At 60.3% G+C, this 21,922-nt stretch carries 18 protein-coding genes and 1 tRNA gene; 8 read left to right on the top strand and 11 right to left on the bottom strand.

The annotated features are described in order from the left end of the window. The first annotated feature begins 79 nt into the window (after nucleotides 1-79). Nucleotides 80-1,639 (top strand): alpha/beta hydrolase family protein, encoded by a 1,560-nt coding sequence (locus tag BPSY_RS05470; RefSeq protein WP_162178439.1) that lies wholly within the window; start codon nucleotides 80-82, stop codon nucleotides 1,637-1,639. A gap of 43 nt (nucleotides 1,640-1,682) precedes the next feature. On the opposite strand, the gene BPSY_RS05465 is transcribed toward BPSY_RS05470, so the two are convergent. Both BPSY_RS05465 and BPSY_RS05460 read right to left on the bottom strand, forming a co-directional pair. Beyond that, nucleotides 1,683-2,243: a hypothetical protein gene (locus tag BPSY_RS05465; RefSeq protein ID WP_033494820.1), complete on the bottom strand. Its 561-nt coding sequence runs from the start codon at nucleotides 2,241-2,243 to the stop codon at nucleotides 1,683-1,685. Nucleotides 2,244-2,360: 117 nt separating this feature from the next. After that, a complete protein-coding gene (locus BPSY_RS05460) occupies nucleotides 2,361-3,998 on the bottom strand; it encodes a PspC domain-containing protein (RefSeq protein ID WP_033494819.1) in 1,638 nt (545 codons plus the stop codon). Between the two features lie 193 nt (nucleotides 3,999-4,191). Between BPSY_RS05460 and BPSY_RS05455 the strand changes: the two genes are divergently transcribed. Together BPSY_RS05455 and BPSY_RS05450 are read left to right on the top strand one after the other, a co-directional pair. After that, a complete protein-coding gene (locus BPSY_RS05455; RefSeq protein WP_238556812.1) occupies nucleotides 4,192-5,574 on the top strand; it encodes an ATP-binding protein in 1,383 nt (460 codons plus the stop codon). Beyond that, nucleotides 5,571-6,263, top strand: coding sequence for a LuxR C-terminal-related transcriptional regulator (locus BPSY_RS05450; RefSeq protein WP_100841080.1), 693 nt, complete (start codon nucleotides 5,571-5,573; stop codon nucleotides 6,261-6,263). Before BPSY_RS05455 ends, BPSY_RS05450 begins: the two co-directional genes overlap by 4 nt. A gap of 131 nt (nucleotides 6,264-6,394) precedes the next feature. Here BPSY_RS05450 and BPSY_RS05445 read toward each other — a convergent pair whose 3' ends face one another. The 7 genes from BPSY_RS05445 to serS form a co-directional block, all read right to left on the bottom strand. Continuing rightward, complete coding sequence (locus BPSY_RS05445) at nucleotides 6,395-7,009, bottom strand: HAD family hydrolase (protein ID WP_033494816.1); 615 nt, start codon at nucleotides 7,007-7,009, stop codon at nucleotides 6,395-6,397. 70 nt (nucleotides 7,010-7,079) lie between these two features. Beyond that, nucleotides 7,080-7,931, bottom strand: coding sequence for a GntR family transcriptional regulator (locus tag BPSY_RS05440; protein ID WP_238556811.1), 852 nt, complete (start codon nucleotides 7,929-7,931; stop codon nucleotides 7,080-7,082). A gap of 259 nt (nucleotides 7,932-8,190) precedes the next feature. Next, a complete protein-coding gene (locus BPSY_RS05435) occupies nucleotides 8,191-9,555 on the bottom strand; it encodes an aspartate aminotransferase family protein (protein WP_033495055.1) in 1,365 nt (454 codons plus the stop codon). Between the two features lie 90 nt (nucleotides 9,556-9,645). Then, entirely contained in the window at nucleotides 9,646-11,145 is a 1,500-nt protein-coding gene (locus BPSY_RS05430; protein WP_051921735.1) for an amino acid permease, read from the bottom strand. Nucleotides 11,146-11,292: 147 nt separating this feature from the next. Continuing rightward, nucleotides 11,293-12,360, bottom strand: a complete 1,068-nt coding sequence (locus BPSY_RS05425; RefSeq protein ID WP_033494813.1) for a phosphotransferase enzyme family protein — start codon at nucleotides 12,358-12,360, stop codon at nucleotides 11,293-11,295. 403 nt (nucleotides 12,361-12,763) lie between these two features. Then, a tRNA-Ser gene (locus BPSY_RS05420) sits at nucleotides 12,764-12,846 on the bottom strand. A gap of 113 nt (nucleotides 12,847-12,959) precedes the next feature. Then, the gene (serS, locus tag BPSY_RS05415; RefSeq protein WP_033494810.1) at nucleotides 12,960-14,246 is read right to left on the bottom strand and encodes a serine--tRNA ligase; all 1,287 of its coding nucleotides are present in this window, start codon (nucleotides 14,244-14,246) and stop codon (nucleotides 12,960-12,962) included. 175 nt (nucleotides 14,247-14,421) lie between these two features. Between serS and BPSY_RS05410 the strand changes: the two genes are divergently transcribed. The 4 genes from BPSY_RS05410 to rpiA all read left to right on the top strand — a co-directional run bounded on the left by BPSY_RS05410 (nucleotide 14,422) and on the right by rpiA (nucleotide 19,522). Further along, nucleotides 14,422-15,516 (top strand): diacylglycerol/lipid kinase family protein, encoded by a 1,095-nt coding sequence (locus tag BPSY_RS05410; RefSeq protein WP_033494808.1) that lies wholly within the window; start codon nucleotides 14,422-14,424, stop codon nucleotides 15,514-15,516. A 174-nt stretch (nucleotides 15,517-15,690) separates the two neighbouring features. After that, on the top strand, nucleotides 15,691-17,367 hold the full coding sequence (gene pgm / locus BPSY_RS05405) for a phosphoglucomutase (alpha-D-glucose-1,6-bisphosphate-dependent) (RefSeq protein ID WP_033494806.1): 1,677 nt from the start codon (nucleotides 15,691-15,693) through the stop codon (nucleotides 17,365-17,367). 204 nt (nucleotides 17,368-17,571) lie between these two features. Then, nucleotides 17,572-18,702: a ribonuclease H family protein gene (locus tag BPSY_RS05400; RefSeq protein ID WP_081884263.1), complete on the top strand. Its 1,131-nt coding sequence runs from the start codon at nucleotides 17,572-17,574 to the stop codon at nucleotides 18,700-18,702. 121 nt (nucleotides 18,703-18,823) lie between these two features. After that, nucleotides 18,824-19,522, top strand: coding sequence for a ribose-5-phosphate isomerase RpiA (gene rpiA, locus BPSY_RS05395; protein WP_033494804.1), 699 nt, complete (start codon nucleotides 18,824-18,826; stop codon nucleotides 19,520-19,522). 114 nt (nucleotides 19,523-19,636) lie between these two features. Here the strand turns inward: rpiA and BPSY_RS11410 are convergent, their stop codons facing one another. Both BPSY_RS11410 and BPSY_RS05390 read right to left on the bottom strand, forming a co-directional pair. Next, the gene (locus BPSY_RS11410; RefSeq protein WP_003817716.1) at nucleotides 19,637-19,726 is read right to left on the bottom strand and encodes a 30S ribosomal protein bS22; all 90 of its coding nucleotides are present in this window, start codon (nucleotides 19,724-19,726) and stop codon (nucleotides 19,637-19,639) included. A gap of 64 nt (nucleotides 19,727-19,790) precedes the next feature. Continuing rightward, a complete protein-coding gene (locus BPSY_RS05390; RefSeq protein ID WP_033494802.1) occupies nucleotides 19,791-20,402 on the bottom strand; it encodes a hypothetical protein in 612 nt (203 codons plus the stop codon). A 99-nt stretch (nucleotides 20,403-20,501) separates the two neighbouring features. Here BPSY_RS05390 and radA point away from each other — a divergent pair, with 99 nt between their 5' ends. Then, nucleotides 20,502-21,905, top strand: a complete 1,404-nt coding sequence (gene radA / locus BPSY_RS05385; protein WP_033494800.1) for a DNA repair protein RadA — start codon at nucleotides 20,502-20,504, stop codon at nucleotides 21,903-21,905. Nucleotides 21,906-21,922: the final 17 nt, after the last annotated feature.

Raw genomic sequence — 21,922 nt, 5'->3', positions numbered from 1 at the left:
CGAAGGGCATCATGGGGTGGAGTAGAGTGAACGGGTGCTTGCTGTAAAACGACTCCTACCTGCCGTCTGCTCATCGCTCGTGATGTTCCTGATACTGATGCTGCTGGGGTCGTTGATGACGCCGCAATGGAGCGTCGCGCCGTATACGGATCATGTGAGCGTGCAATCCTCGAATACCGCCATAGCCGCCAAGGGAATCAGCGTCCCCCACGAAGGCAGCTACCGGACGAAGGAAAGTCGTATCACCATCAAGCTCAACGATTCGGTGAGCATCAACGCGATTGTCCGGGAACCCATCGGGGCGTCAGGCAAACGTCCCGCCTGCCTCTTCCTGCACGGGGCCGGGACCGGAGACTCCTCGGAAGTCTATGGAGATGTCGCCTCGGCCATGTCCTCGGCGGGAATCGTGACGCTCGTGCCGGATAAGCGTCTGGATAACTATTCGATGCTGCATCGCGATTATCCACAGATGGCCAAGGACTACGGCACCTCATTCGATGTGCTCAAACAGTGGCCGAGTGTGGATGCCGGAAAGGTCGGATTGTACGCCGAATCCGAAGGCACATGGATATCCAGCCTGATCACGGCCGAACGCAAGGACGTGGCGTACAGCATACTGACATCGGCTCCCGTGGTCTCCGGACGCCAGCAGATGTCAATGGCCGCGAGCGCCTACTTCGCCGATAGTGGGGCTCCGGAAAGCCTCATCAGGGATGTGCCGAAACTCACCTCGATGGATTTTTCGGCGATCGGCCTCGACTATGCGAATTTCGACTCCACACCATACCTACGTAAGCTGACCCAACCGGTTCTGGTGAATTACGGCGTCGAAGACCTCTCCATGCCTATTGAGCAAGGTACGCAGACGATACTCAAACAGGCTTCCTCGGCCGGAAACGATAACGTGACCGTTCGGTACTACCAGGCAAACCACCAGATGCGAACAGGAAGCCATCTCTCGGAACCCGGACTGCCCCTCGACACCTCGTACACGCGGAATCTTGAGGACTGGATCAACTCGGTGACCTCAGGCGCCACCGCGGACAGTTGGACCACACCGCAGATTGCGGGTGCCCGTCCTTCGCAGCGCTATGCGGCACCCCTGACGACACCCCCGGGGCTGGTCGCCTCCCTGGGTGTGCTGATCGCGCTGATGGTATCCGCCCTGGGATTCTGTCTGCTTTCCGGAATCCTGGCACTGGGTATCGGTGTCGGCTCTGCGGCAAGGTCGGCAGCGAACAGACAGCGGTCGCTCGGCGGATTCGGCAGAGGCATCAAGGCGCCGTTGACCGTGACCGTGCTGCTGGCGAGCCTCAGCCTTACCGCCGCATTGCTCTATGTGGGCAATACCGCGATCAAGGCCTTGAGCCTGCAACGAGACGCCTCGCTCTTCCTGCATGGATGGATCATGCTGCGAATCGCCGCCATCGCCCTTGTGCTGGTGTTCGGGTGGCTGTGCTCCGGCATCTGGAGCGCACTGCGCAGGCATGATGATGAGCGCGTGCCGTCTGCCACCGAGCGGCATCAAACCATCCGCGTGCTCCATGGAGCCGGCCATATCGGGGTGATGCTGTGCGGTATTCTCGGCTCGCTGCTCGTTATGGTGTCACTGGCATTCTGGGGACTCTATACCTTCTGAACGATGCTCCAGACCAACGACCCGGGGCATCGTTCGGGTCCGTTCAGCCTTGAGGTCGCCCTTCGTCATCGTGCCGGGCGAATGCCCTGATCACGGAGCTCAATGCCCACATCATGGATGAGACCAGCAGGACGGCACCGATTGCGGCGAGCGCGAGTGCCAAAGCCATCCTCCAGTCAAGACCGAATGATGACCATAGGGTCCCCGGTCCGTACCACGCGCTGCCGAAGCCGATGACCCCGCAGACGATCAGCATCGATCCGAATACGATGGTCGCCATGCTGGCGCCTCGCTTTCGCACGATGCGATTGCCGTGGGCATCGAATTCCCCACTCCCATCCGGGGCCGGTTTGGCGTACAGGGGCACTCCCTGCTGCGATGCAGATGCATGTTGCGCCGTGGGGGCATCCTGCGATGCCTCTCCCCCGGCTCCCGCGTGATTGCGGGAGGCATCGGTATCGGCGGACTGGGCATATGAAGATCCCTGCCCCTCCTGCCCGTCGTCCGTCTGGGAGGTGCTTTCCATGCTGACCGTGTCCTCGATGTCTTCATCGGCCACCGTACCAAGCCTGATGGTGTCCTCGTCGCGTTTGTCGTTCATCATGACCGTCCTCCGTTGTCTGGTTCCCGCAGATTCTGCAATTCACATGTCATTCGTATCCCTGGCGCTGTTGCGTCGCAGCCGCGCCGGCATCCGTGCTTACGCGCATCGATGTGCTCGTTACCGTGTATAGACAACGGACACCTCCCCGTCGAGGAGCGCTGTGGCATCGATGTTCAGTTCGGCCGTATCGAGATCCCCTGGGAGGGATTGTGACTCCCCGTTATCGCTCATGCTGAAGGACTCGTTCAGCGACAGCGAGCCGGAGTCTCCGATCCGCACGAAGGTCCCACTCAGATGGGTCTCGGCATATGACGTCCCCCTGTTCCCGTTGACGCTGTATGTGCAGTTCCTGGGCATCACGACGACGGCCTGCGCATGGACGACCGCCAGGCGCACATTCCCTGTCGGGCAGGCTGACTGGATGCTTTTCCCATCAGCGGATGTGACTTCGTGCGTTCCGTTGTTGTTCCGGTACCCACTCAGATCGATGGTGGCCACATCCCCCTTCGCATCGCCTGTGGCGCTTGCGTCGATGAGGATCCCGCGTGCGTAGCGCCGCATGTCGGCCGAAGTGGATCCCAGCGTGGTGTTCGAGCTGAGTTGCACGCGCTCGTACCCGCTGGTGTTGCGTTGGGCGACCAGGTTCGTGTACCCGTATGCCCCTGAGATGCCCATCAGCGTTATCGATACCAGTGCGGAGATCAGCGCGAAGGGGATGAGCCCACCCGAACGTCGGCCCGCACACCCCAGAAGCACCAGCACGACTCCCAGAAGGATGGTGCCCGCGCATGACCACATCGTGGCTACCGCCAAGGTCTGATCCACACTGTAGGACCCTCGGGAAGCCACCACCAACATAGCTGCCGCCGACACGAGCAGCACGCCGACGACCGCGCTCACGATGACCGGCCCCGCCGGGCGGCGGCGTGCGTACACCGTCCTGGGCTGGTATTGGTAACGATAGCTTGGATATGGTTGCGCGGCTGCCATCGGAGGCTGGGAGGAAGGTGTCGCCGAGGAATATGGCGAAGCATACGAGGGGCCAGGCCTATTCGTATCCGGTCCGACAAATCCCCGCTGCTCAGACGGCCTGTATCCTGAAGCCCCGTCCGCAGCGGGCTGCGCTGGCGAGGAGCTCCGATCCGCCCCGGTGTATCCGGAGGGATCATAGCCATCGTCCGTGGAAGGTGCGGTACCATTGCCTGGCACGCCGCCGTTCCGGGCCGGATTGTTGGCGTATGTAGCGTAACCCTGGTTTCCATACGGTTCCGGTCCTGATTGTCCGGATGACCGCTGCCTCCGCTGATCGGACTGTCTGCCCCACTGCATGAGCAGGAACAGCGCGAAGGCCGCGAGCGCAAGCACGAAAAGACCGACACCGGGAAAGACCAGAGCCGTTCCGAAGCAGAGGAACACACCTACACAGCTCCAGTCCCAACGCCCCGCAATGAGGTCCTCCAAGAGAATCGAATCACTACGGTCGTCCGGGAGTACGAACCAGGCGAAACCGTACAAGGCGGCTCCGATGCCGAAACAGAGTATCGAAGCCAGCATCAAGGCCCTGACCAGCACTTCATTCCAACCCAGACGCCGGGCCAAGCCGGCGCATACGCCAGAGATCCAGCGTGGATCGGATCGTCTGATGCCCGATGCCCGTACCCATGCGAAAAAGCGGGCATCAGCGCTGGGAGGTGTCTGTGGATTGCCCTGTTGACCGTCGCGAGGATGATCCTGAGGATTATGCATATTGTTCATAGTTCAATTACAGCAAACCCGCTTCGCGTGGAGCATCCGGGAACACCCTGATTCTTCCCTGAAAACTCTCAGAAAAACAGTCGAAGAGCCTCATCCCATCGTTCTTCGGCGGATAATGACATTCATGCAGACACCTCTCCACCGAGATACCGATCAGGCTTCGCCACCGAACCGCAATGGGTGGGAGTCATCAGTGCCTTCTTACGATCCACAGCCGATCATGCCCGCCAAACTGCCGTTGATGAGGCCCAGACACGGCCGGGTGCTCTGTGGCGTGTGCCGGGGCATAGCACTGCATATAGGGATCCCGGTCTGGCTGGTACGACTGCTTGCAATGGCGTTGACACCGTTTTTCGGTGCGGGCCCGGTGGCATACATCATCCTCGTGATCGCGCTTCCGGCGGGAGACCCACAGCCGTATGACGACGCTCGGGGAAGCCGGGGAACGCAGGCATCGGATCGACGGCCCCAGCGCGAGAAGCCGCTGTCAAAAGGCAACCTGCCCAACGACGATGACGAAGCTTCCGACAATGGACTGTCGGAAATATTACGGCGGACACCGGTACCCTTGCTGCTCCTCGGCGCAGGGCTCGCACTGCTGTCCTTCGGTACGCTGCTTGCCGCGGCGGGTCTTCCCGCCAACATCATTCTGCCTCTGCTGCTTACCGCATGCGGCATGGCGGTCTCCTGGCTGAGATTCGATTCCGAACGCAATGATCTGACTGTCCTGATCGTCGGGATCGCGCTGATGGTCGCCTCGCTGGCGCTCTACGCCTTCACCACCTATCCATTCGCACAGGCGGGTCAGGTCATACTCGTCGCGGCCTTGCTGCTTGCAGGCATCGCGGTGGCTCTGATCCCCTGGGCCAATTCGCTGATACGCCGCCTGAGCACCGAACGCGCAATGAAGGAACGCGAGGAGGAGCGAGCCGATATGGCCGCCCACCTGCACGACGGGGTATTGCAGACACTGGCTCTGATCCAGCTTCATAGCGACGATGCCCAGACCGTTTCCACACTCGCGCGTTCGCAGGAGAGGTCGTTGCGCGATTGGCTGTACCAGGATCGACCGCCGGCGGATCGCTCGGTCAGTTCGGGTGTGCGCGATATCGCCGCAGGCATCGAGGTGGAGCGCGGAAAGGCCATCGAGGTGGTGACGGTTGCCGATGCCCAGCCATCAGAACGGACCGAGGCCTTGTTGGATGCGACCAGGCAGGCCCTGCTCAATGCCGTCACGCACGGCGGAGAGCCCATATCCGTTTACTGCGAGGCTCAGCATGATGCGGTGGAGATATTTGTGCGCGATCATGGCGTGGGTTTCGACGTCAGGAACATACCCGAAGGCAGGCTTGGCATACGCGAATCGATTATCGGCAGGGTGCAGCGCAAAGGCGGTACTGTTGAAATCGTGTCGCGACCGCGTTGGGGCACTGAGGTGCGTATGCGTATGCCCTTGGCGCCGGACCATGAGCGTCAGCAGCCGTCGGAACGGGACGGTGCCCAACAGACGAAGACCGCACAGACCGATATGCAACAGCGCATGCGGAAGAACACCAGCCGGAAGGACGGATCATGAACGCAAAGGACACCACGATGGAGCACAGTGATGACGCCTCCATCCGGGTGGCTGTCATCGATGACCATGAGATGTTTCGCACCGGTGTCATCTCGACCCTCCAACCCTATTTCGATGTGGTCGCCCAGGCCGCGGACGTTGAAGGCGCCCAGCAGATGATCGCGGACAGCAAGCCCGACGTGGTACTGCTGGATGTGCATGTGCCGGGCGGTTCGGGCGGCGGCGGCACGGAGATTCTGCTCAAATCCCAGCCCCTCTCCCCCGATTCCGTCTTTCTGGCGTTATCGGTTTCCGATTCCCCGCAGGATGTCGGATCCGTCATCCGCGCAGGCGCCCGTGGCTATGTGACCAAGACGATTTCGGGTGATGATCTGGTGTCGTCAATCAGGCAGGTGCATGAGGGATATGCCGTGTTCTCACCGAAACTGGCCGGTTTCGTCCTATCCACCTTCCAAGGCACGACGCCAGGCTACGGCGATGCCGGTGACGACGAGCTGGACAGCCTCTCCGCCCGGGAGCAGGACGTCATGCGCCTGATCGCACGCGGCTACACCTACAAGGAGACCGCTGCCGAACTCTTCATATCGATCAAGACGGTGGAGACCCACGTATCCAAGGTGCTGCGCAAACTCCAGCTGTCCAACCGCAATGAACTCACCCGTTGGGCCGCCGATCGCCGCCTCGTATGAACCCGCTCGTGTCCTGGCCGTATAGACCCGCATAGATACCCATGGACCCGCATGGACGCAGCGAAGCAGCCGTCGGGTCCGATGGTCCTTTCAGCACCGGCCTGGTGCGCCCATCCACCAGGCGTGCGGAATCACCCGGCGCCCAGCAGACGTGCACGCAGATCATCGGCACCGGTGAAGTGGATGCCCTGCATGCCGACCTCGTCCGCGGCCTCGGCATTGGCGAGGGTGTCATCGACGAAGACACATGACTCGACCGCCACGCCGAAGCGTTCGGCCGCCAGCTCGAAGATCCTCGGGTCGGGCTTCACCAGATGCTCCTGCGAGGAGACCACGACATCCCGTAACAGTGAGAACTCGGGGAATCGTCCATATACCTCGTCCACATACTCGGTGGTGAAATTCGTCAGGCCCCAAAGCCGTATGTGCCGCGCGTCGAGTTCCGTGAGCAGCTCCGGCATGCCGGGGATCATGCCGTACAGGGACTTCCGGAAATGCTCGAAATAGGTGCGGAACACCCAGGCCACGGCAGGCCCGTGCGACTGTTCGTATTCCTCCAGGATGCGCTCCTGCGTCCACCCTTCATCCGACTTGCGGTCGTAATAGTCAAAACCCCTTGGATCATTGTCGTCGAAGAACATATCGATGACGCCTTGGGGGTACTGGCCTTCCAGCGTCAGTCGCGGCCGCCAATCCAGCAGCACCCCGCAAAAGTCGAAGATCACATCACGCATGCCGCCCATCATAGCCAGACCCCGCAAACCGCACCGCCGGAAAACTCCGTTGGCGGGAGCGACCCGATGAGGGAATCTTGCTTCATTGCTGTCTACGCATCTGCTCGGCGGATGCATCCGATCCCGATGTGGCCGATAGCCGCACATACCCCGAGTGATGCATGGTGAAGCGCATGCGCGAGGCGATATAGACATCGGTGGCCCGCTCAAAGGGTCGGCCGTCACTGGTGCGTGCGATGCGACGGATGCGTATCAGCGGCGTGCCCCCATCGACTTGCAGCAGCCGTGCCTGCTGCTCGGACGCTTCGATGGATTCCAGGGTTTCATCGACGACCGAAGGGTGGATCCCATAATCGGAGGCGAAACGTGCGTAGAAGGAGGTGGTGAGATCCTTCGTCAGAAAGGAGGGGAAGATATCCGATGGCAGATGGCTGGTCTCAAGAGACAATGGGCGCCCGTCCACATACCTCACGCGGGTGATGTCGTAGATGTTCTGCATACCGCCCTGCACATAACGGTCGAGTTCCAGTAAGCGCACATCGGACTGGGAGGCCGGCGCGATAACAGCCGAATGAACCTCCGATTGCAGTACGAGCCCCTGCCTTCTGGCGATGATCGGCAGGGACTCAACGGTATTGATATTGCGTTCAAGCCGGCTGTCCGACACGATGATGCCGCCACCCCGTCCGATGCGACGAATCACCTCATGGGTGGATTCCAACGCCGCCAAGGCAAGCCGCAGATCGGCGCGGGTCGTTCCCAGCAGTGATGCGATCTCACGTTCGGAGCCCAGACGCTCACCGGGCAGCAGCTCCCTCTCCTGAATGAGATTCCTGAGCAGACGGATATTGTCCGAGCGCTTCGCCCGACCGCGTTTGCCCTGCGGGACGCCGCCCGGTTCCATACGTGATGATGCCGTCATAATCGCAGCCACCGCCCCCTTCCGAGCTCGAAGCGAACAAGCCCGGTGCACCGAGCCGACGCGCCGCATGCGATTCCCGTTCCCTCTGACGGTAATACGACCGCATTACCATCAGACGACACGGCGGCATCCTTCATGACGGCGGACGGTGACGGCTTGTATATGGCACCAGGCGGTGCGGACGGTTGAGGGCCTTACGCCGCCATGCCATCTGTATCGCCCGAATCGATGTCGGTCCAGCCTGCCTGACCAGACCGGCCCTTGCGTCACCTCAGATGCCGAGTTGGCGCAATGTCGTGGTGAATGCATCGGAGAACCAGTCCACATCATCCTCGCTGAACACCAGCGGAGGCCGCAGTTTGAGGATGTTGCCGTAACGGCCGCACACCGAGGTCAGCACGTGATTGTCCCTGAGCGCTTCGAGGATATCCAGGGCCGTCTGCTGATCGGCCTCCTTGGTGCCGGGTTTCACGATTTCGCATGCGATGTACAGACCGGTACCGCGCAGATCGCCTATGCATGGATGTTCGGCCTGGAAGGCTCGAAGGGCCTGCATGAATATGCCGCCGACCCTTTTGGCGTTGCCCATCGTATCCTCATCACGCATGACGTCCAGGGTCGCCTGCGAGGCCGCCATACAGACCGGATTGCCGCCGAAGGTGTTGAAGTACGGAATCGAGCCCGCAAAAGGTTCGAGGACCTCGGACCTCGCGGCCATCAGCGATGTCGGCAGACCATTGGCCATCGGCTTGCCCGACGTGACCAGATCGGGCACCACACCATGGCGCTGGAATCCCCAGAAGGCATCCCCGGTGCGGGTGAATCCGGGCTGCACCTCATCGGCGATGAAGACGCCCCCGAGTTCGTGGACCATATCGATGACCGGCTTCAGATAACCCACAGGACCGGGATACACGCCGTCCGAAGAGAAGATGGAATCGGCGAGGAAGGCGGCGAAGGGTATGCCGTGACGCTGCATATCCTCCACCTGCTTCTTGAGCTCACCGGCCATCCACGCACCGAAGGCCTCAGGAGTGCAGTCTCCGCCCGTCGTGCCATCGATATCGACGCGATAGGTGTCCGGAGTCGGAATCATCCGCATTGTCAGACCCAAGGTCTGGGCGGTCCCCAAAGCCGGTGAGAGCTTCGACGTCAACGCCGAATTGCCGTGGTAAGCCTCGTGTGTCACGATCACGCCTTCACCGCCGGTATAGGTCTGTGCGACCCGGATCGCGAGGTCATTGGCCTCGGAGCCCGTGCACTGGAACATGATGCGATTGACCTCATCGGGCATCGTCGAAAGGATGTCCTCGGCATAACCCAGCACGTTCTCATGCAGGTAGCGGGTGTGGGTGTTCAACATCGAGGCCTGGCGGGTGATGGCCTCCACAACCCTCGGGTGGCAATGCCCGACCGAAGCGACGTTGTTGTACACATCAAGGTATTCGACGCCGTCCGCGTCCCAGAGTCTGCTTCCCCTACCCTTCACCAGATGCACCGGCTTACGGTAGAACAAGCGGTAAGCCGGTCCCAGAACCTCCCGCTCGTGGGCCATTGCCCGTGTTTCCGGATCGAGTCCCTCTTCCATCCCCGGTCTGAAGCTATTCGTATCCATAATCGTCGAACGAACTGCCATGTTGCCTTCTCTGTCTCGTTGGTATTGCAAATCATGATCATCGTTGCGCGGCAGACGCATCTCATGCACCGCTCACACATCGGATGATGTCTACTCTTCGGTTTTATACACCGCTTCCCCTCCTGATGCCGCGAACTCCTCCTCCGGTGAGAGTACAAGATGCTTGCGTCCATACGCCGCGAAGAACACCAGAGCGATCGCATAGATCACGACCATCACATACACGGCCAGACGATAATCAGGGTTGAGCAGCACGGCTATGAAGATCACCAAAGAGACAAGTCCCGCTATCACCGCGCCGGGGACGCCGAATCTGCTGACGAATGGTCTCTTGATGTTCGGCATGCGCTTACGCAGTATCACATAGGAGATCATCTGCAACAGGTACGCGAGCACCGCACCCCACACCGCGATGTTCAACACCACGGAACCTGCTCCTTGACCACCATACGCGACGATGAACAGGGCTGCGAACCCAAAGACGGCGCCAACGATCAGACCCCAATACGGCGTCTTCTTCTTGCCGGTGAGCGAGAGGAAGGCCGGATAGTAACCGGCACGGGACAGCGAGTAGAGATTGCGTCCATAGGCGAACATGATGCCCTGCACCGAGGCGAGCAGACCGATCAGCGCGAAGGCTGACAGCACAGCCGCAAGATTGCCCGGCAGAATGGCACGGTACCCATCCAGAAGCGGTTCGTCGGAAGCGGCGAGCGCTTTGGAGCCCACAACGGCAGGATTGAGGAAGACGATGATCAGGGCGGAAAGGCCAAGCGTGAAGATGCACAGACGCGAGGACTTCGGAATGTTGCGCTCAGGTTCCCTGACTTCCTCAGCCGCCAAAGGAAGCTGCTCTATGCCAAGGAACAGCCACATCGCGAAAGGCATCGCGTAGAAGATGGCACCCACTCCGAAGGGAAGGAATGCCGAGCCACCAGCAGTGGGTGCGATATTCAGCAGGCTGCCGAAATCGACTTTGCCCGCGATAAAGGCACCGATGCCGAAAATGGCCACGATCGCCAAGGCGGCTATCGACACGATCTGCGCGAAACGGAATGAGGTCTCGGCACCAGCCCAGTTGATCGCCACGAATATCACATAGAGCGCAAGCCACCAGACCCACATCAGACCGTGGGCGTCAAGAGAGTATCCGACCAGGTCGGAGAGGATCGCGTCGGCGTAGGCGGATGAGAAATAGACGACGACGGCAGCCGTCATCACATATTCAATCGTTTCGGCCAATCCGGTGAAGAACCCTCCCCAAGGACCCATGGCGGCCCTGGCGAAGGAATACGCCCCACCCGTGTGGGGCATGGCCGAGGCCATCTCACTGATCGCATTGAGCATCAGCACATACATCGTGTAGACCACCAGCGCGGCGATCAGCATACCGCCCCAGCCCGCCTGGGCGATGCCTCCGTTCCAACCGGAGAAATCACCGGAGATCACGGCCGAGATACCTATTGCCCACAGTCCGAATGCACCTGTGGTCCGCTTCAGTTGCCGTTTCTTGAAGTAATCCTTATCGGTGGTCACGTATGTGACGCCACCGAGGCCTTTTGACGTGTCTTCGCTCACTGTTGTCGACATGCCTTCACCTTCCCCTGCTCTTGTAGTCACTGCTGTTGTGTTGGAGTAGCCGCGCATCGACGCTCATTGATGCCGGACCGTTGGAGGACGCCGAGGATTGCCCGCCGCCGTCATGAGGGATGCCGCCCGGGAGAGCCGGCAATCCCCTCACTGAAGCAACCACAGGGAATTTCCGAGATAGTTGCGGGCGCATTGCACGGATCCGCTGGCCTGTGTGGTGGCCAGCTCCTCGGGAAGTGCATCCTCACGGTGATTGGTCGTCCATCCGAGCATCTGCAGACGACGGATCATCGACAGGGCGGACATCACCTCAAGCTGTGCACCACTGAAAGCCCCGGATACCTCCGTGTATCCCTTGACCCAGGATTTCGCGAGTTCAGGTGCGTAGGGCATGTGTTCAATGAAACTCAGGGAGGAGGCGTAGTCATAGAGGTACCAGCTGTATCCGGCATCGTCGAAATCGATGATGGTCAGCGTGCCATCCTCCCCTTTGATGATGTTGGAGGGACGCAGATCGGCGTGAATCAGACCCCAGGTCTGCTGCGTGCGTGGCGTCTTCATCACCACATCCATCGCCTTCCACAATGCCTGTTCGCATAACGCGCGCTCATCATCGTTGAGATCGGCGTTCTCCCACCTGCCCCAGCGAGGCGAAGGCCCCACCATATCGGAGATGTCCCAGTTGAAGCGTTTGAATCCCCTGGGCTGCTTCCAGTGGCGGGAATGCTCGTGGAATTTGGCGGCCCAAGCGCCGATGGTGGTGTAATACGGTGCCGGGTTGTCCATGTCCTCCAGCACGGTCCCCTTGACGAATTTCGTGGAGATGACCGTCCAGCCCACACCGTTGCCGTCGCGCACCGTACCGACGAAGGTGCCACGGATGGTCGGCACCGGGTTGATCAGATTCACCCCATCGACGTCGTGCAGGGCGTTCAGCCATAGGATCTCCGACGCCACCGCTTCCGGCCCGCCGACATATCCCGGCTGGGATACCCTGACAACGCCTTCGTCGGCCCCGTCTATGCGCAATAGGAAGGTGGCGTTTTCCGAAACCGTGATCAGATCCAGTGTGGTAGTCGCGGTGTCAAGCCCCCAGCATGCGCACACCCCTCGGAAGAGCCAGTATGGCGCAGGGTTCCCCTTCTTCAGATCGCTGAATGCATTGAGACTGACGGATTGCTCCGGTTCATCAAGCACACGCATAACTTCTGACATCGTGACCCCGATTCTGTATGGACGATTCTGTGCAGACGGTCTCGTGCGGACCATTCCATGCAGACGGCTCATGCGGGGTTCCACCCGGCCCCAGCCCTCCGGGCTGCGCTCCGTACCTCGGTATCAAGCCCTTTGGGAGCGACGGTGAACGCATACTGCCCATCACCCCGCATCGCCCGTGAACCCCCTGTTGAGAACGGTGCACACACCCTATTGCCGTCTGTGATTTGAATTCTTGCAGAGGGCGGGGCTTGAATCGCGGTCACACTGTTACGGAGTAGTTACGAAGCGACGGTGCTTTATTAATGGTTTATTTCAGAGAGGGCTCGGCTCATCGATGGGCAATCATATGGACCCGGAAATGAGAAAAGGGTTTTGGACCGAAGTCCAAAACCCTTGAATGCGGACGGGGCGAGATTCGAACTCGCGGAGCTTTCGCTCAACGGTTTTCAAGACCGTCTCTTTAGACCGCTCAGACACCCGTCCATGGCGCCTGCCGGGCAACACAGCCCTCAGGCACGAGTTTCATCATAAACCCGCCTACGCGATTTTGCCAAACGCCGCACGTCGTGAAACGTGGTGCGTCCGGCTCCGGCGGCTCAGGCCTCCCAGGCGGTTGGCTCGATGACCTCACGGCCGCCCATATAGGGCTGCATCGCCTTGGGAATAGTGATCGAGCCATCCTTCTGCTGATGGTTCTCCATAATCGAGACCAGCCAGCGGGTGGTGGCGAGTGTGCCGTTCAGCGTCGCAACAGGCCTGGTGCCTCCCTCTTCCTGACGCTCGCGGATATTGAGGCGTCTCGCCTGGTATTCCGTGCAATTGGAAGTGGAGGTCAGCTCGCGGTAGCGTTCCTGGGTCGGCACCCAAGCCTCGCAGTCGAATTTGCGTGCGGCCGAAGAACCCAGATCACCTGCGGCGGTGTCGATGATGCGGTACGGCACCTCGACCTTCGCCAGCATCTCCTGTTCCATCCCCAGCAACTGCTGATGCTGATCGAGGGAATCCTCCTGACGGCAGTACACGAACATCTCAACCTTGTTGAACTGATGCACGCGGATGATGCCCACGGTGTCTTTCCCAGCGGCTCCCGCCTCACGCCTGTAGCAGCTTGACCATCCGCAGTAACGCAGAGGACCATTGCCCAGATCGAGAATCTCGTTCTCATGCATGCCTGCGAGCGCGACCTCCGAAGTCCCGACCAGATACTGCTCATCTGGCTCGCGAAGACGATAGATCTCATCTGCGTGCGAATTCAGGAATCCTGTTCCCGCCATGACTTCAGGCCTGACGAGCGTGGGTGTGATCGTCGTTACGAAGCCCTTGGTCTCCGCATGGTCGACGGCCATCGTCAACATGGCGATTTCCATACGGGCGATAGCGCCGCGCAGGAAGTAGAAGCGCGAGCCCGATACCTTCACACCACGGCGCATATCAATGCCCGCGACCCCGACGCCCAGGTCAAGATGGTTCTTCGGCTCAAAACCCTCAGCGGCGAAATCGCGCGGCGTACCGACCTTCTTGACCACGACGTAATCGTCCTCGCCACCTTCGGGAGCGGCGTCCTCGACGATATTGCTGAGTTTCCACATCGCCGTGGTGAAGGTCTCGGAGGCCGAATCCGCGGCGGATTTGTATTCGCCGACCTTTGCGGCGAGTTCCTTCGTCTCTGCGATCAACGCTGCCTTCTGATCGGCGGGCGCCGCGGCGACCTTCTTGCCGATGGTCTTCTGCTGGGCGCGGGTGCTTTCGAAATCCTTGAGCGCGTCACGGCGTGCCGCGTCGGAATTCAGCACCTCGTCGACCAGCTCTACGGATTCGCCGCGTTTACGCTGCGATTCCTTGACGACATCGGTATGTTCACGAATAAATTGGATATCAAGCATGCCCCCAAGCCTAATGCTCCAAGGAGACACCAAGCCGCGTCCTGGTGGCGGCAGCGCGCTTTGCCGAGCGTGCATCGGTCCACGGAGATGAGGTCTTCCCACAAATCGTGCAGGATTCGTTCATGTTTGGCTGAGTGCCGCCACTACCGGGGCGGTGGATATCACAATGGATGGCATGCCGACTTCTGCGATCATAGCCCTGAGTGCCTGTGTCGCGCTTATCATCATTCTCGTCGTGATCGTATTCCTCCTCCGCGATGCCAAACGCCGCAAACGGACGCGGTACGAAGCCCAACGGAACGATGATCAGGTCCAGTATGCCTTTGTGATCAATCCTTCGAAACCGCGTGCCGAGGAACTCAGGCAGCACATCATCGAATACTGCTCGGCCAAAGGCATCGACGACGTCCATTTCAGTGAGACCACACTTGAAAAGGACGGTTCCGAGTGTGCGAGGGAGGCGTTGGATGCGGGTGCGGAAGTGGTGGTCGCGGTCGGAGGTGACGGCACGGTGCGCACCGTCGCCAGCGCGCTGGCCGCCACCGATCATGCGATGGGCATCATCCCCATCGGTACCGGCAATCTATTCGCGCGCAATGTGGGCATTCCCGTGGACGATGTCGACGCGGCCCTGGCCGTGGCGACCTCCCACGGTTCACGTCAGATAGACATGGGCAGGGTGGCCCTCCTCGATGCCGATGAGCCCGACCACAAGCACGGTTTCCTTATTATTGCCGGCATCGGCTTTGATGCCTTGATGATCGACGACACCGATCCCACATTGAAGAAGAACATCAGTTGGCTGGCATATTTCGTCAGTGGGGTCAAGCATCTTTTCGCACCCAAGTTCAAAGCCTCCCTGAGCCTCACTGACAGCGAGGGCAACGATCATTCGGTCTCCGACCTGTCGTTCAGAACCTTCATGGCGGGCAACTGCGGTGAGATCCCGGGATTCTCGCTGATGCCGGAAGCCTCATTCGACGACGGTCTGTTGGATTTCGAAATCATCGACACCTCCGGCGGGCTGATCGGCTGGGCGAATCTTTTCGGGGATGTGGTTCACCAGACGATCACCGGCAAAGCGAAGCAGAGTCCCCTGTCCACGAATTCGACCATCGAGCAGATGCAAGGGCCCAAGGCCGAGCTGCGACTTGAGAAACCCGCCTTGGCACAGGTCGATGGCGATGTCCTTGGCGAGACGCGCCACATCGCCATCACCATCGAGGCACGTGCACTCTGCGTCCGCGTCCCCGAGGCCGACTCCCGCTGATACCCTGCCCGCATCCATACGGGCACGCACATCACGAACGGTGCATAGTAAGGCGCCTGTCCGCTATGGTTTCCGAATCGACGAAGCCAAGCTGAGCAATACTGTGCCGCAATGTGAGATTTCGTGCATTTGCGTGTTTTTTTGTTGTCTTTTAATTGTGGCATCATAAGTGTCATGGTTGCTAACAATGCGGGACTACCCGCCACCCCGGAAGATCTGATCAACGTCGACGACGTCATCGGGAAATACTACGATGCCGTCCCCGACTCCGCGGTTGCCGCCCAACGTGTGATTTTCGGCACGTCCGGTCACCGAGGTTCGAGCCTCAAAACGTCGTTCAATGAGGCCCACATCGTAGCCATCACCCAGGCGATTGCCGAGCATCGCAAAGCGGCAGGCATCAGCGGACCGCTGTACATCGGTCGCGACACGCATGCGCTGAGCCTTCCCGCATGGAAGACCGCGGTTGAAGTGCTGGTCGCCAACGGCGTGCGCGTGCGCATCGACGCCAATGACGACTTCACCCCCACCCCCACGATCTCGCAGGCCATTCTGACGCATAACCGCGCGGCGGACGGAACGCAGCGTTTCAATGGTGCCGATATCGCGGACGGCATCGTGGTGACCCCATCGCACAACCCCCCAACCGATGGCGGGTTCAAATACGATCCGCCGACGGGCGGCCCCGCACCGGAAGAGACGACGAACGCCATCGCCACCCGTGCGAACGAGCTGCTTGACGGTTACCGTTCGGTCAAGCGCATACCTTTTGAGCAGGCCGTGAAATCCGAACTCGTGGAGTCTTTCGATTACCGCGAGCACTATGTTTCCGATCTGGCGAACGTCATCGATTTCGATCTGATCCGTTCCTCGGGCGTCCGTCTCGGTATCGATCCCCTCGGCGGTGCAAGCGTCCACTACTGGCCGCTGATGAACGAAAAATACGGTTTGGACATCGGTGTCATCAACCCCGAGACCGATCCCACCTGGCGCTTCATGACCATCGACCATGATGGGAAGATCCGCATCGATCCCAGCTCCCCCTATGCGATGAAGGGTTTGGTCGACAGGCTCAACGCCGGCGCATGGGATAAGTACGACCTCGTCGGCGGCACCGATCCCGACGCGGACAGGCACGGCATCGTGTGCCCGGGCACGGGTGTGATGAACCCGAACCACTACATCGCGGTGTGCGTGGAATACCTCTTCTCGGGCAACCGCCCCGGATGGCCCGAGGGTGCAGGCATCGGCAAGACCCTGGTTTCCAGCTCACTGATCGACCGTGTCGCCGCATCCATCGGCGCCAAACTCGTCGAGGTCCCCGTCGGATTCAAATGGTTCGTCGATCCGCTCTTCAGCGGCGAAGTGGCCTTCGGTGGCGAGGAAAGCTCCGGCATGAGTTTCCTGCGCAAGAACGGTCGTGTCTGGACCACCGATAAGGATGGTCTGATCCCGGATCTGTTGGCCGCCGAAATCACCGCAAAAACCGGCAAGAACCCATCCCAGCTCCATGAGGAGCAGGTGCAGCGTTTCGGCGAGAGCTGGTACAAGCGGGTCGATACACCGACCACACTCGAACAGAAGCAGAAATTCGCCGGTCTTTCAGGTGACGCGGTGACGGCCTCGACGCTCGCCGGTGAGGACATCACCGCAAAGCTGACCGAAGCCCCGGGCAATCACGCCAAGATCGGGGGTCTGAAGGTCACCACGAAGGACAACTGGTTCGCCGCACGTCCTTCCGGCACCGAGAACATCTACAAGGTATACGCCGAATCCTTCGTCTCCCCCGAGGCCTTGGACACCGTGCTGGATGAGGCGACGCAGGTCGTCGATACCGCGTTGGAAGGCTGATTCGCGCCTCAAGCGATTCCGAGGGCTTGTCGTGTGCGTGTTCGAAGCTGGTACCATCACCAGGCCGAGACGCACGGCAGGCCCTTTTATATAGCTACCGTCAGAACCTGGGGCGGTACACCTGCTCGCGCTACAGCGCAGCAGTGCAGTGGGCCGCACCGGGCAGACGTCGCCGCAGGCAAGCAGACGAGGAGATTTGGACGCATGGGGGAACTCACCGTATCGACGGATGGCAGCGCATTGGGGAATCCGAATGCCGAAGCGTCAACGGGAAAGACCGGCGGTCTTTCCCGAGCAGAGGTGAGCGGCCCCGACGGGTCGCGAACGGTCCGTTCGGATTCACCTCTGACGGTATCCACGGATGGCAGTGCGCTGGGGAATCCGAACGGACCGATGGGCTGGGGATGGGCCGATCATCAGGGTGGCGGCAGCGATGCCGGCGGTGCGAGTAACGGCACCAACCAGATCGGTGAACTCTGCGCCGTGCTCCAGGCGCTCCGCGCCCATCCGGGATCCCAGGATCTGATCATCGAAAGCGACTCGCAATACGCGATCAACTGCTCCACCAAATGGGTGCATGGCTGGAAACGGAACGGCTGGAAGAACTCGAAGAAGCAGAGCGTGAAGAACGCGCCACTGATCAAAGCCATCGATGCGGAGATATCGGGCCGATCCGGATCGGTGAAGTTCAAATGGGTCAAGGGACATGCGGGCAACGAGTTCAACGAGAAGGTGGATGATCTCGCCCACGGCTACGCCTCGCGCGTCGGTGAGGGCAAGGAATCCGGCTATCTTCCACTCGAGGGGTGGCAGTCCTTGCTTGAATCACCGTATGCCGAGGGTCTTGACCTGCCGGACGAGATCAGGCAGGAGCTGTCGGGCGCAAGTGGAGGCACGGCGTCACAGATGACGCAGAGGTCTTCCGTGGGTGCCCCCACGAGCGCAAGCGCCGAACACCATGCGGAAAGAACATCCGAAACCCCTTCCGCCCAGCCACGTGAGCCGGGCGAGGTCACAGACCCGGTGACGCCGATTCCGTCATCCTCCGATACCTCCGAACGCCCACAGGTGCGGGAGGCTGCACAGTCAGCACCCTCGCATGGCACACAGCCCTCGATCCGGCGGGATGCGCAACGCAAACCCCATCTGAAAGCGTCGGGGAGATTGCGTTTATCACCTCCCCCATCCTCCGGTGGCCGATACGCCCAAGCCTCGTTGCATGTTTCGGGGAATCTGCAGATCGACGCCCCCATTGACGCGGATGGCTATATTGATCTGCATGACGCGGTTTTCATCATGGACTGGTTCAGCGCTACCGAAGCGCAGACGGAATAGATTTCACCGCGCGCCCGGTACGAGACCTCGGTCATATGCGCGGCGGGCGTGCAACACAACGATGGTGACTATTGTTGATGTCACAGAACAACGGTAATCATCACGGTCAAGGAGAATGATTATGGACAAGGCACAACAGGACGCTTTGAAGAAAGCTGCCGGAATCGAAGCGGCCAAACTCATCGAGCCGGGCATGATCGCCGGCCTGGGCACCGGTTCAACGGTTCGTTTCTTCGTGGATGAACTCGGTCGCAGAGTCCAGGAGGAAGGCTTGACCTTCACTGGGGTGACCACTTCGGTGCGTACCAAGGAACAGGCCGAAGGCTACGGGATCACCATCGTGGACGTCGATGACGTGGACCACATCGACGTCACGGTCGATGGGGCCGATGAGGTGGATAAGGATTTCAACGGCATCAAGGGCGGCGGCGCCGCACTGCTGTGGGAGAAGATCGTGGCGACCAATTCATCGAAGATCGTTTGGATCGTCGATGAATCCAAGGTCGTCGACACCATCGGGGCCTTCCCCCTGCCTGTGGAAGTCATCCCATTCGGTGCGGGGCATGTGGTGAAGCTCTTTGAATCCAAGGGATACAAACCCGTGCTGCGCCTCGATGCCGACGGCCAAGCGGTCCGCACCGATGAGAAGAACTATGTGGTCGACCTGCATCTGGAGCGTATCGAGCATCCTGAGGAGCTGGCGCAGGACCTCATCACCACCGTCGGTGTGGTCGAGCACGGCTTGTTCCTCAATATGGTGAACACGGTGATAGTCGGCGACCCCAACGGACCACGTATTCTCACCAACTCCAATAAGTAGAAGCGGCTCCAAGCCGGCTCCCGGCGAGCAGGACATCGTCGGGAGCCGTATACGCATGAATCCCGGTCACATATGAACATGTGACCGGGATTCATGCGTATACGAGTAATAACTCTACTTGCGCTGGTGACGAGTCTTACGCAGCATTTTGCGATGCTTCTTCTTACTCATCCGCTTGCGGCGCTTCTTGATGACCGAACCCATCCGAGCCTCCGTTCCTTACTTGAAAGATTGCAACTCGCCCAATAGTACACCGCTGAGGCGACGACTAGAGAGGGAACTGCTTATAGAACTCCTGGACGGCTGCCTTCTCGCCTGAAGCCTGAAGCACCACGGTACCGTTCTGCCATAGCGCGACGGCCTTTTTCGCATCCGCCGCATCGCTTTTGACCACGTATGTGCCCGTGGTGCTGCCGGATACCTTGACGTTACCCGAACCGAGCTCCTGGCCGGTGAGTGTGGCCGCGAGCGCATCATACTGCTTCTTCGCGCTGTCGGCGGTGGACCACTGCGCGACCTTGAGCGTGACGTCCTTGGCTGTGTCGCCTGTGGAGTAAACGACCGTGTATTCCTCAATCGGTGTCGCGCTGCTCCAATCGGTGGCGGCGGACGCCTTCACACGCGCGAAGCTGAGCACGGAATCAGGCATGGTCTTCAGCAATGTCGTCGCATCGGTCGGCAGGGCGGTAGCCGAGATCGTGGGCGTCGCTGCTGCCGAGGTCTGGCTCTGCGATGGGGAGGAACTCGCCCCATCAGAGGATTTCACCGCCCACCGGGGCCATACGAATGCACTGAGTAACACCAGAATGATCACCGCGGCTATTGCCCCGACTACGACGGCAAGCCTGCGATGAGAGCTTGTGGATTGAGTTTGTGCCATGCTGCGATTGTCTCACATCCATCAGACGCTTGTTCCCGGCGTCAGGGTAGGTGCCGATGCGATGCCGTCTTTGTCCCTTAACGGCTATAGCGTGCTGGTATGGCAAAAAGCGCTACACAATATGTATGCACCGAATGTGGCTGGACCGGTGTGAAATGGTTCGGACGCTGCCCGCAATGCGGCGAGTGGGGCACCATAGAGGAATTCCATGAGGCGCGTCCGAATGCCTACGCCGCGAGTTCGGGCGGTAAAGGCGGCAGGACGAGGACCGTGGCGTCCGGCAGTGGGAAAGCGCTTCCCATCACCAAGGTCGGTTCGGAGCATGTGTCGCGCATATCCACCGGCTTCGAAGAGTTCGATCGCGTATTGGGCGGTGGCATCATTCCCGGATCGGTGGTGCTCATCGCCGGCGAACCGGGTGTGGGCAAATCGACCTTGCTGCTGGAGACTGCCGGACGGGTGGCGAAGGAGCATCAGGGATCGGTGCTGTACATCTCCGGCGAAGAGTCCCAATCGCAGGTCCGCATGCGCGCGAGTCGGGTCGACGCCGTCGAGGACGAGCTGCTGCTGGCATCAACAACCGATCTGGGAACGGTGCTGGGGCTGATCGATCAGGAACACCCCAGACTGGTCATCGTGGATTCGGCGCAGACCATCTCCTCGCAGGATGTGGATGGCATCCCGGGGGGCTCGACGCAGGTCCGTGAAGTCGCTTCGGCGCTGATCGATATGGCGAAGACCCGTGACATCCCGATCCTGCTCGTCGGGCATGTGACCAAGGACGGCTCGATAGCGGGCCCGCGTACACTCGAACATCTGGTGGATGTCGTATGCCAATTCGATGGCGATCCTCAGACGGCGCTGAGGATGCTGCGCGCAGCGAAAAACCGCTTCGGTCCCACCGACGAGGTCGGATGCTTCGATATGGGCGGAGAAGGTATCGAAGAGGTCACCGACCCCGCAGGATTGTTCCTCTCCGCCGACGATGCACCGGTTGAGGGCACCTGTGTGACCTTCACCCTGGACGGCCATAGGAGCCTGCCCATCGAGGTTCAGGCCCTGGTCACCAATTCCGTGCTTCCTGCACCCAGGCGTGCGGCGAACGGCATAGATTCCAACCGTCTGGCGATGCTTGTGGCCGTGCTCTACCGTCATGGGCACATTCCCTTGCTCGCCAACGATCTCTATGTCTCAACCATCGCGGGGGGACTTGCCAAGGAGCCGGCCTGCGATCTGGCCGTAGCCGCGGCTTTGGCCAGCGCGGCGCGGAACAGTGCCATTCCTCGGGATACCTGCGCCATCGGAGAGATATCCCTCACCGGGCAGGTGCGGCCTGCACCGAGGCTCGAGCATCGTTTGCGTGAGGCTGCGCGTCTCGGCTTCACCAACGCCATCGTCCCCGCACCCAGACGGGGATCCCAAACGCCACGGATCCCCCATATGAACATCATCCAGGTGGATTCCCTGCGTCAGGCCCTGCAGGCCCTCGATATCAAGGTCTGAACCGCATCCATCTCACT

Source organism: Bifidobacterium psychraerophilum, from assembly GCF_000741705.1.
GTDB lineage: Bacteria > Actinomycetota > Actinomycetes > Actinomycetales > Bifidobacteriaceae > Bombiscardovia > Bombiscardovia psychraerophila.
This window is presented reverse-complemented; position numbering and strand designations above follow the sequence as displayed.

What these genes read in the sequence shown, in the direction of transcription:
- BPSY_RS05450 (WP_100841080.1), top strand. Translation starts at nt 5,571, where the DNA reads ATGAACGCAAAGGACACCACGATGGAGCACAGTGATGACGCCTCCATC.
- rpiA (WP_033494804.1), top strand. Translation starts at nt 18,824, where the DNA reads ATGGACAAGGCACAACAGGACGCTTTGAAGAAAGCTGCCGGAATCGAA.
- BPSY_RS05410 (WP_033494808.1), top strand. Translation starts at nt 14,422, where the DNA reads ATGCCGACTTCTGCGATCATAGCCCTGAGTGCCTGTGTCGCGCTTATC.
- BPSY_RS05400 (WP_081884263.1), top strand. Translation starts at nt 17,572, where the DNA reads ATGGGGGAACTCACCGTATCGACGGATGGCAGCGCATTGGGGAATCCG.
- BPSY_RS05460 (WP_033494819.1), bottom strand. Translation starts at nt 3,998, where the DNA reads ATGAACAATATGCATAATCCTCAGGATCATCCTCGCGACGGTCAACAG.
- BPSY_RS05430 (WP_051921735.1), bottom strand. Translation starts at nt 11,145, where the DNA reads ATGTCGACAACAGTGAGCGAAGACACGTCAAAAGGCCTCGGTGGCGTC.
- pgm (WP_033494806.1), top strand. Translation starts at nt 15,691, where the DNA reads ATGGTTGCTAACAATGCGGGACTACCCGCCACCCCGGAAGATCTGATC.
- BPSY_RS05465 (WP_033494820.1), bottom strand. Translation starts at nt 2,243, where the DNA reads ATGATGAACGACAAACGCGACGAGGACACCATCAGGCTTGGTACGGTG.
- BPSY_RS05435 (WP_033495055.1), bottom strand. Translation starts at nt 9,555, where the DNA reads ATGGCAGTTCGTTCGACGATTATGGATACGAATAGCTTCAGACCGGGG.
- BPSY_RS11410 (WP_003817716.1), bottom strand. Translation starts at nt 19,726, where the DNA reads ATGGGTTCGGTCATCAAGAAGCGCCGCAAGCGGATGAGTAAGAAGAAG.
- BPSY_RS05445 (WP_033494816.1), bottom strand. Translation starts at nt 7,009, where the DNA reads ATGATGGGCGGCATGCGTGATGTGATCTTCGACTTTTGCGGGGTGCTG.
- BPSY_RS05390 (WP_033494802.1), bottom strand. Translation starts at nt 20,402, where the DNA reads ATGGCACAAACTCAATCCACAAGCTCTCATCGCAGGCTTGCCGTCGTA.
- serS (WP_033494810.1), bottom strand. Translation starts at nt 14,246, where the DNA reads ATGCTTGATATCCAATTTATTCGTGAACATACCGATGTCGTCAAGGAA.
- BPSY_RS05425 (WP_033494813.1), bottom strand. Translation starts at nt 12,360, where the DNA reads ATGTCAGAAGTTATGCGTGTGCTTGATGAACCGGAGCAATCCGTCAGT.
- radA (WP_033494800.1), top strand. Translation starts at nt 20,502, where the DNA reads ATGGCAAAAAGCGCTACACAATATGTATGCACCGAATGTGGCTGGACC.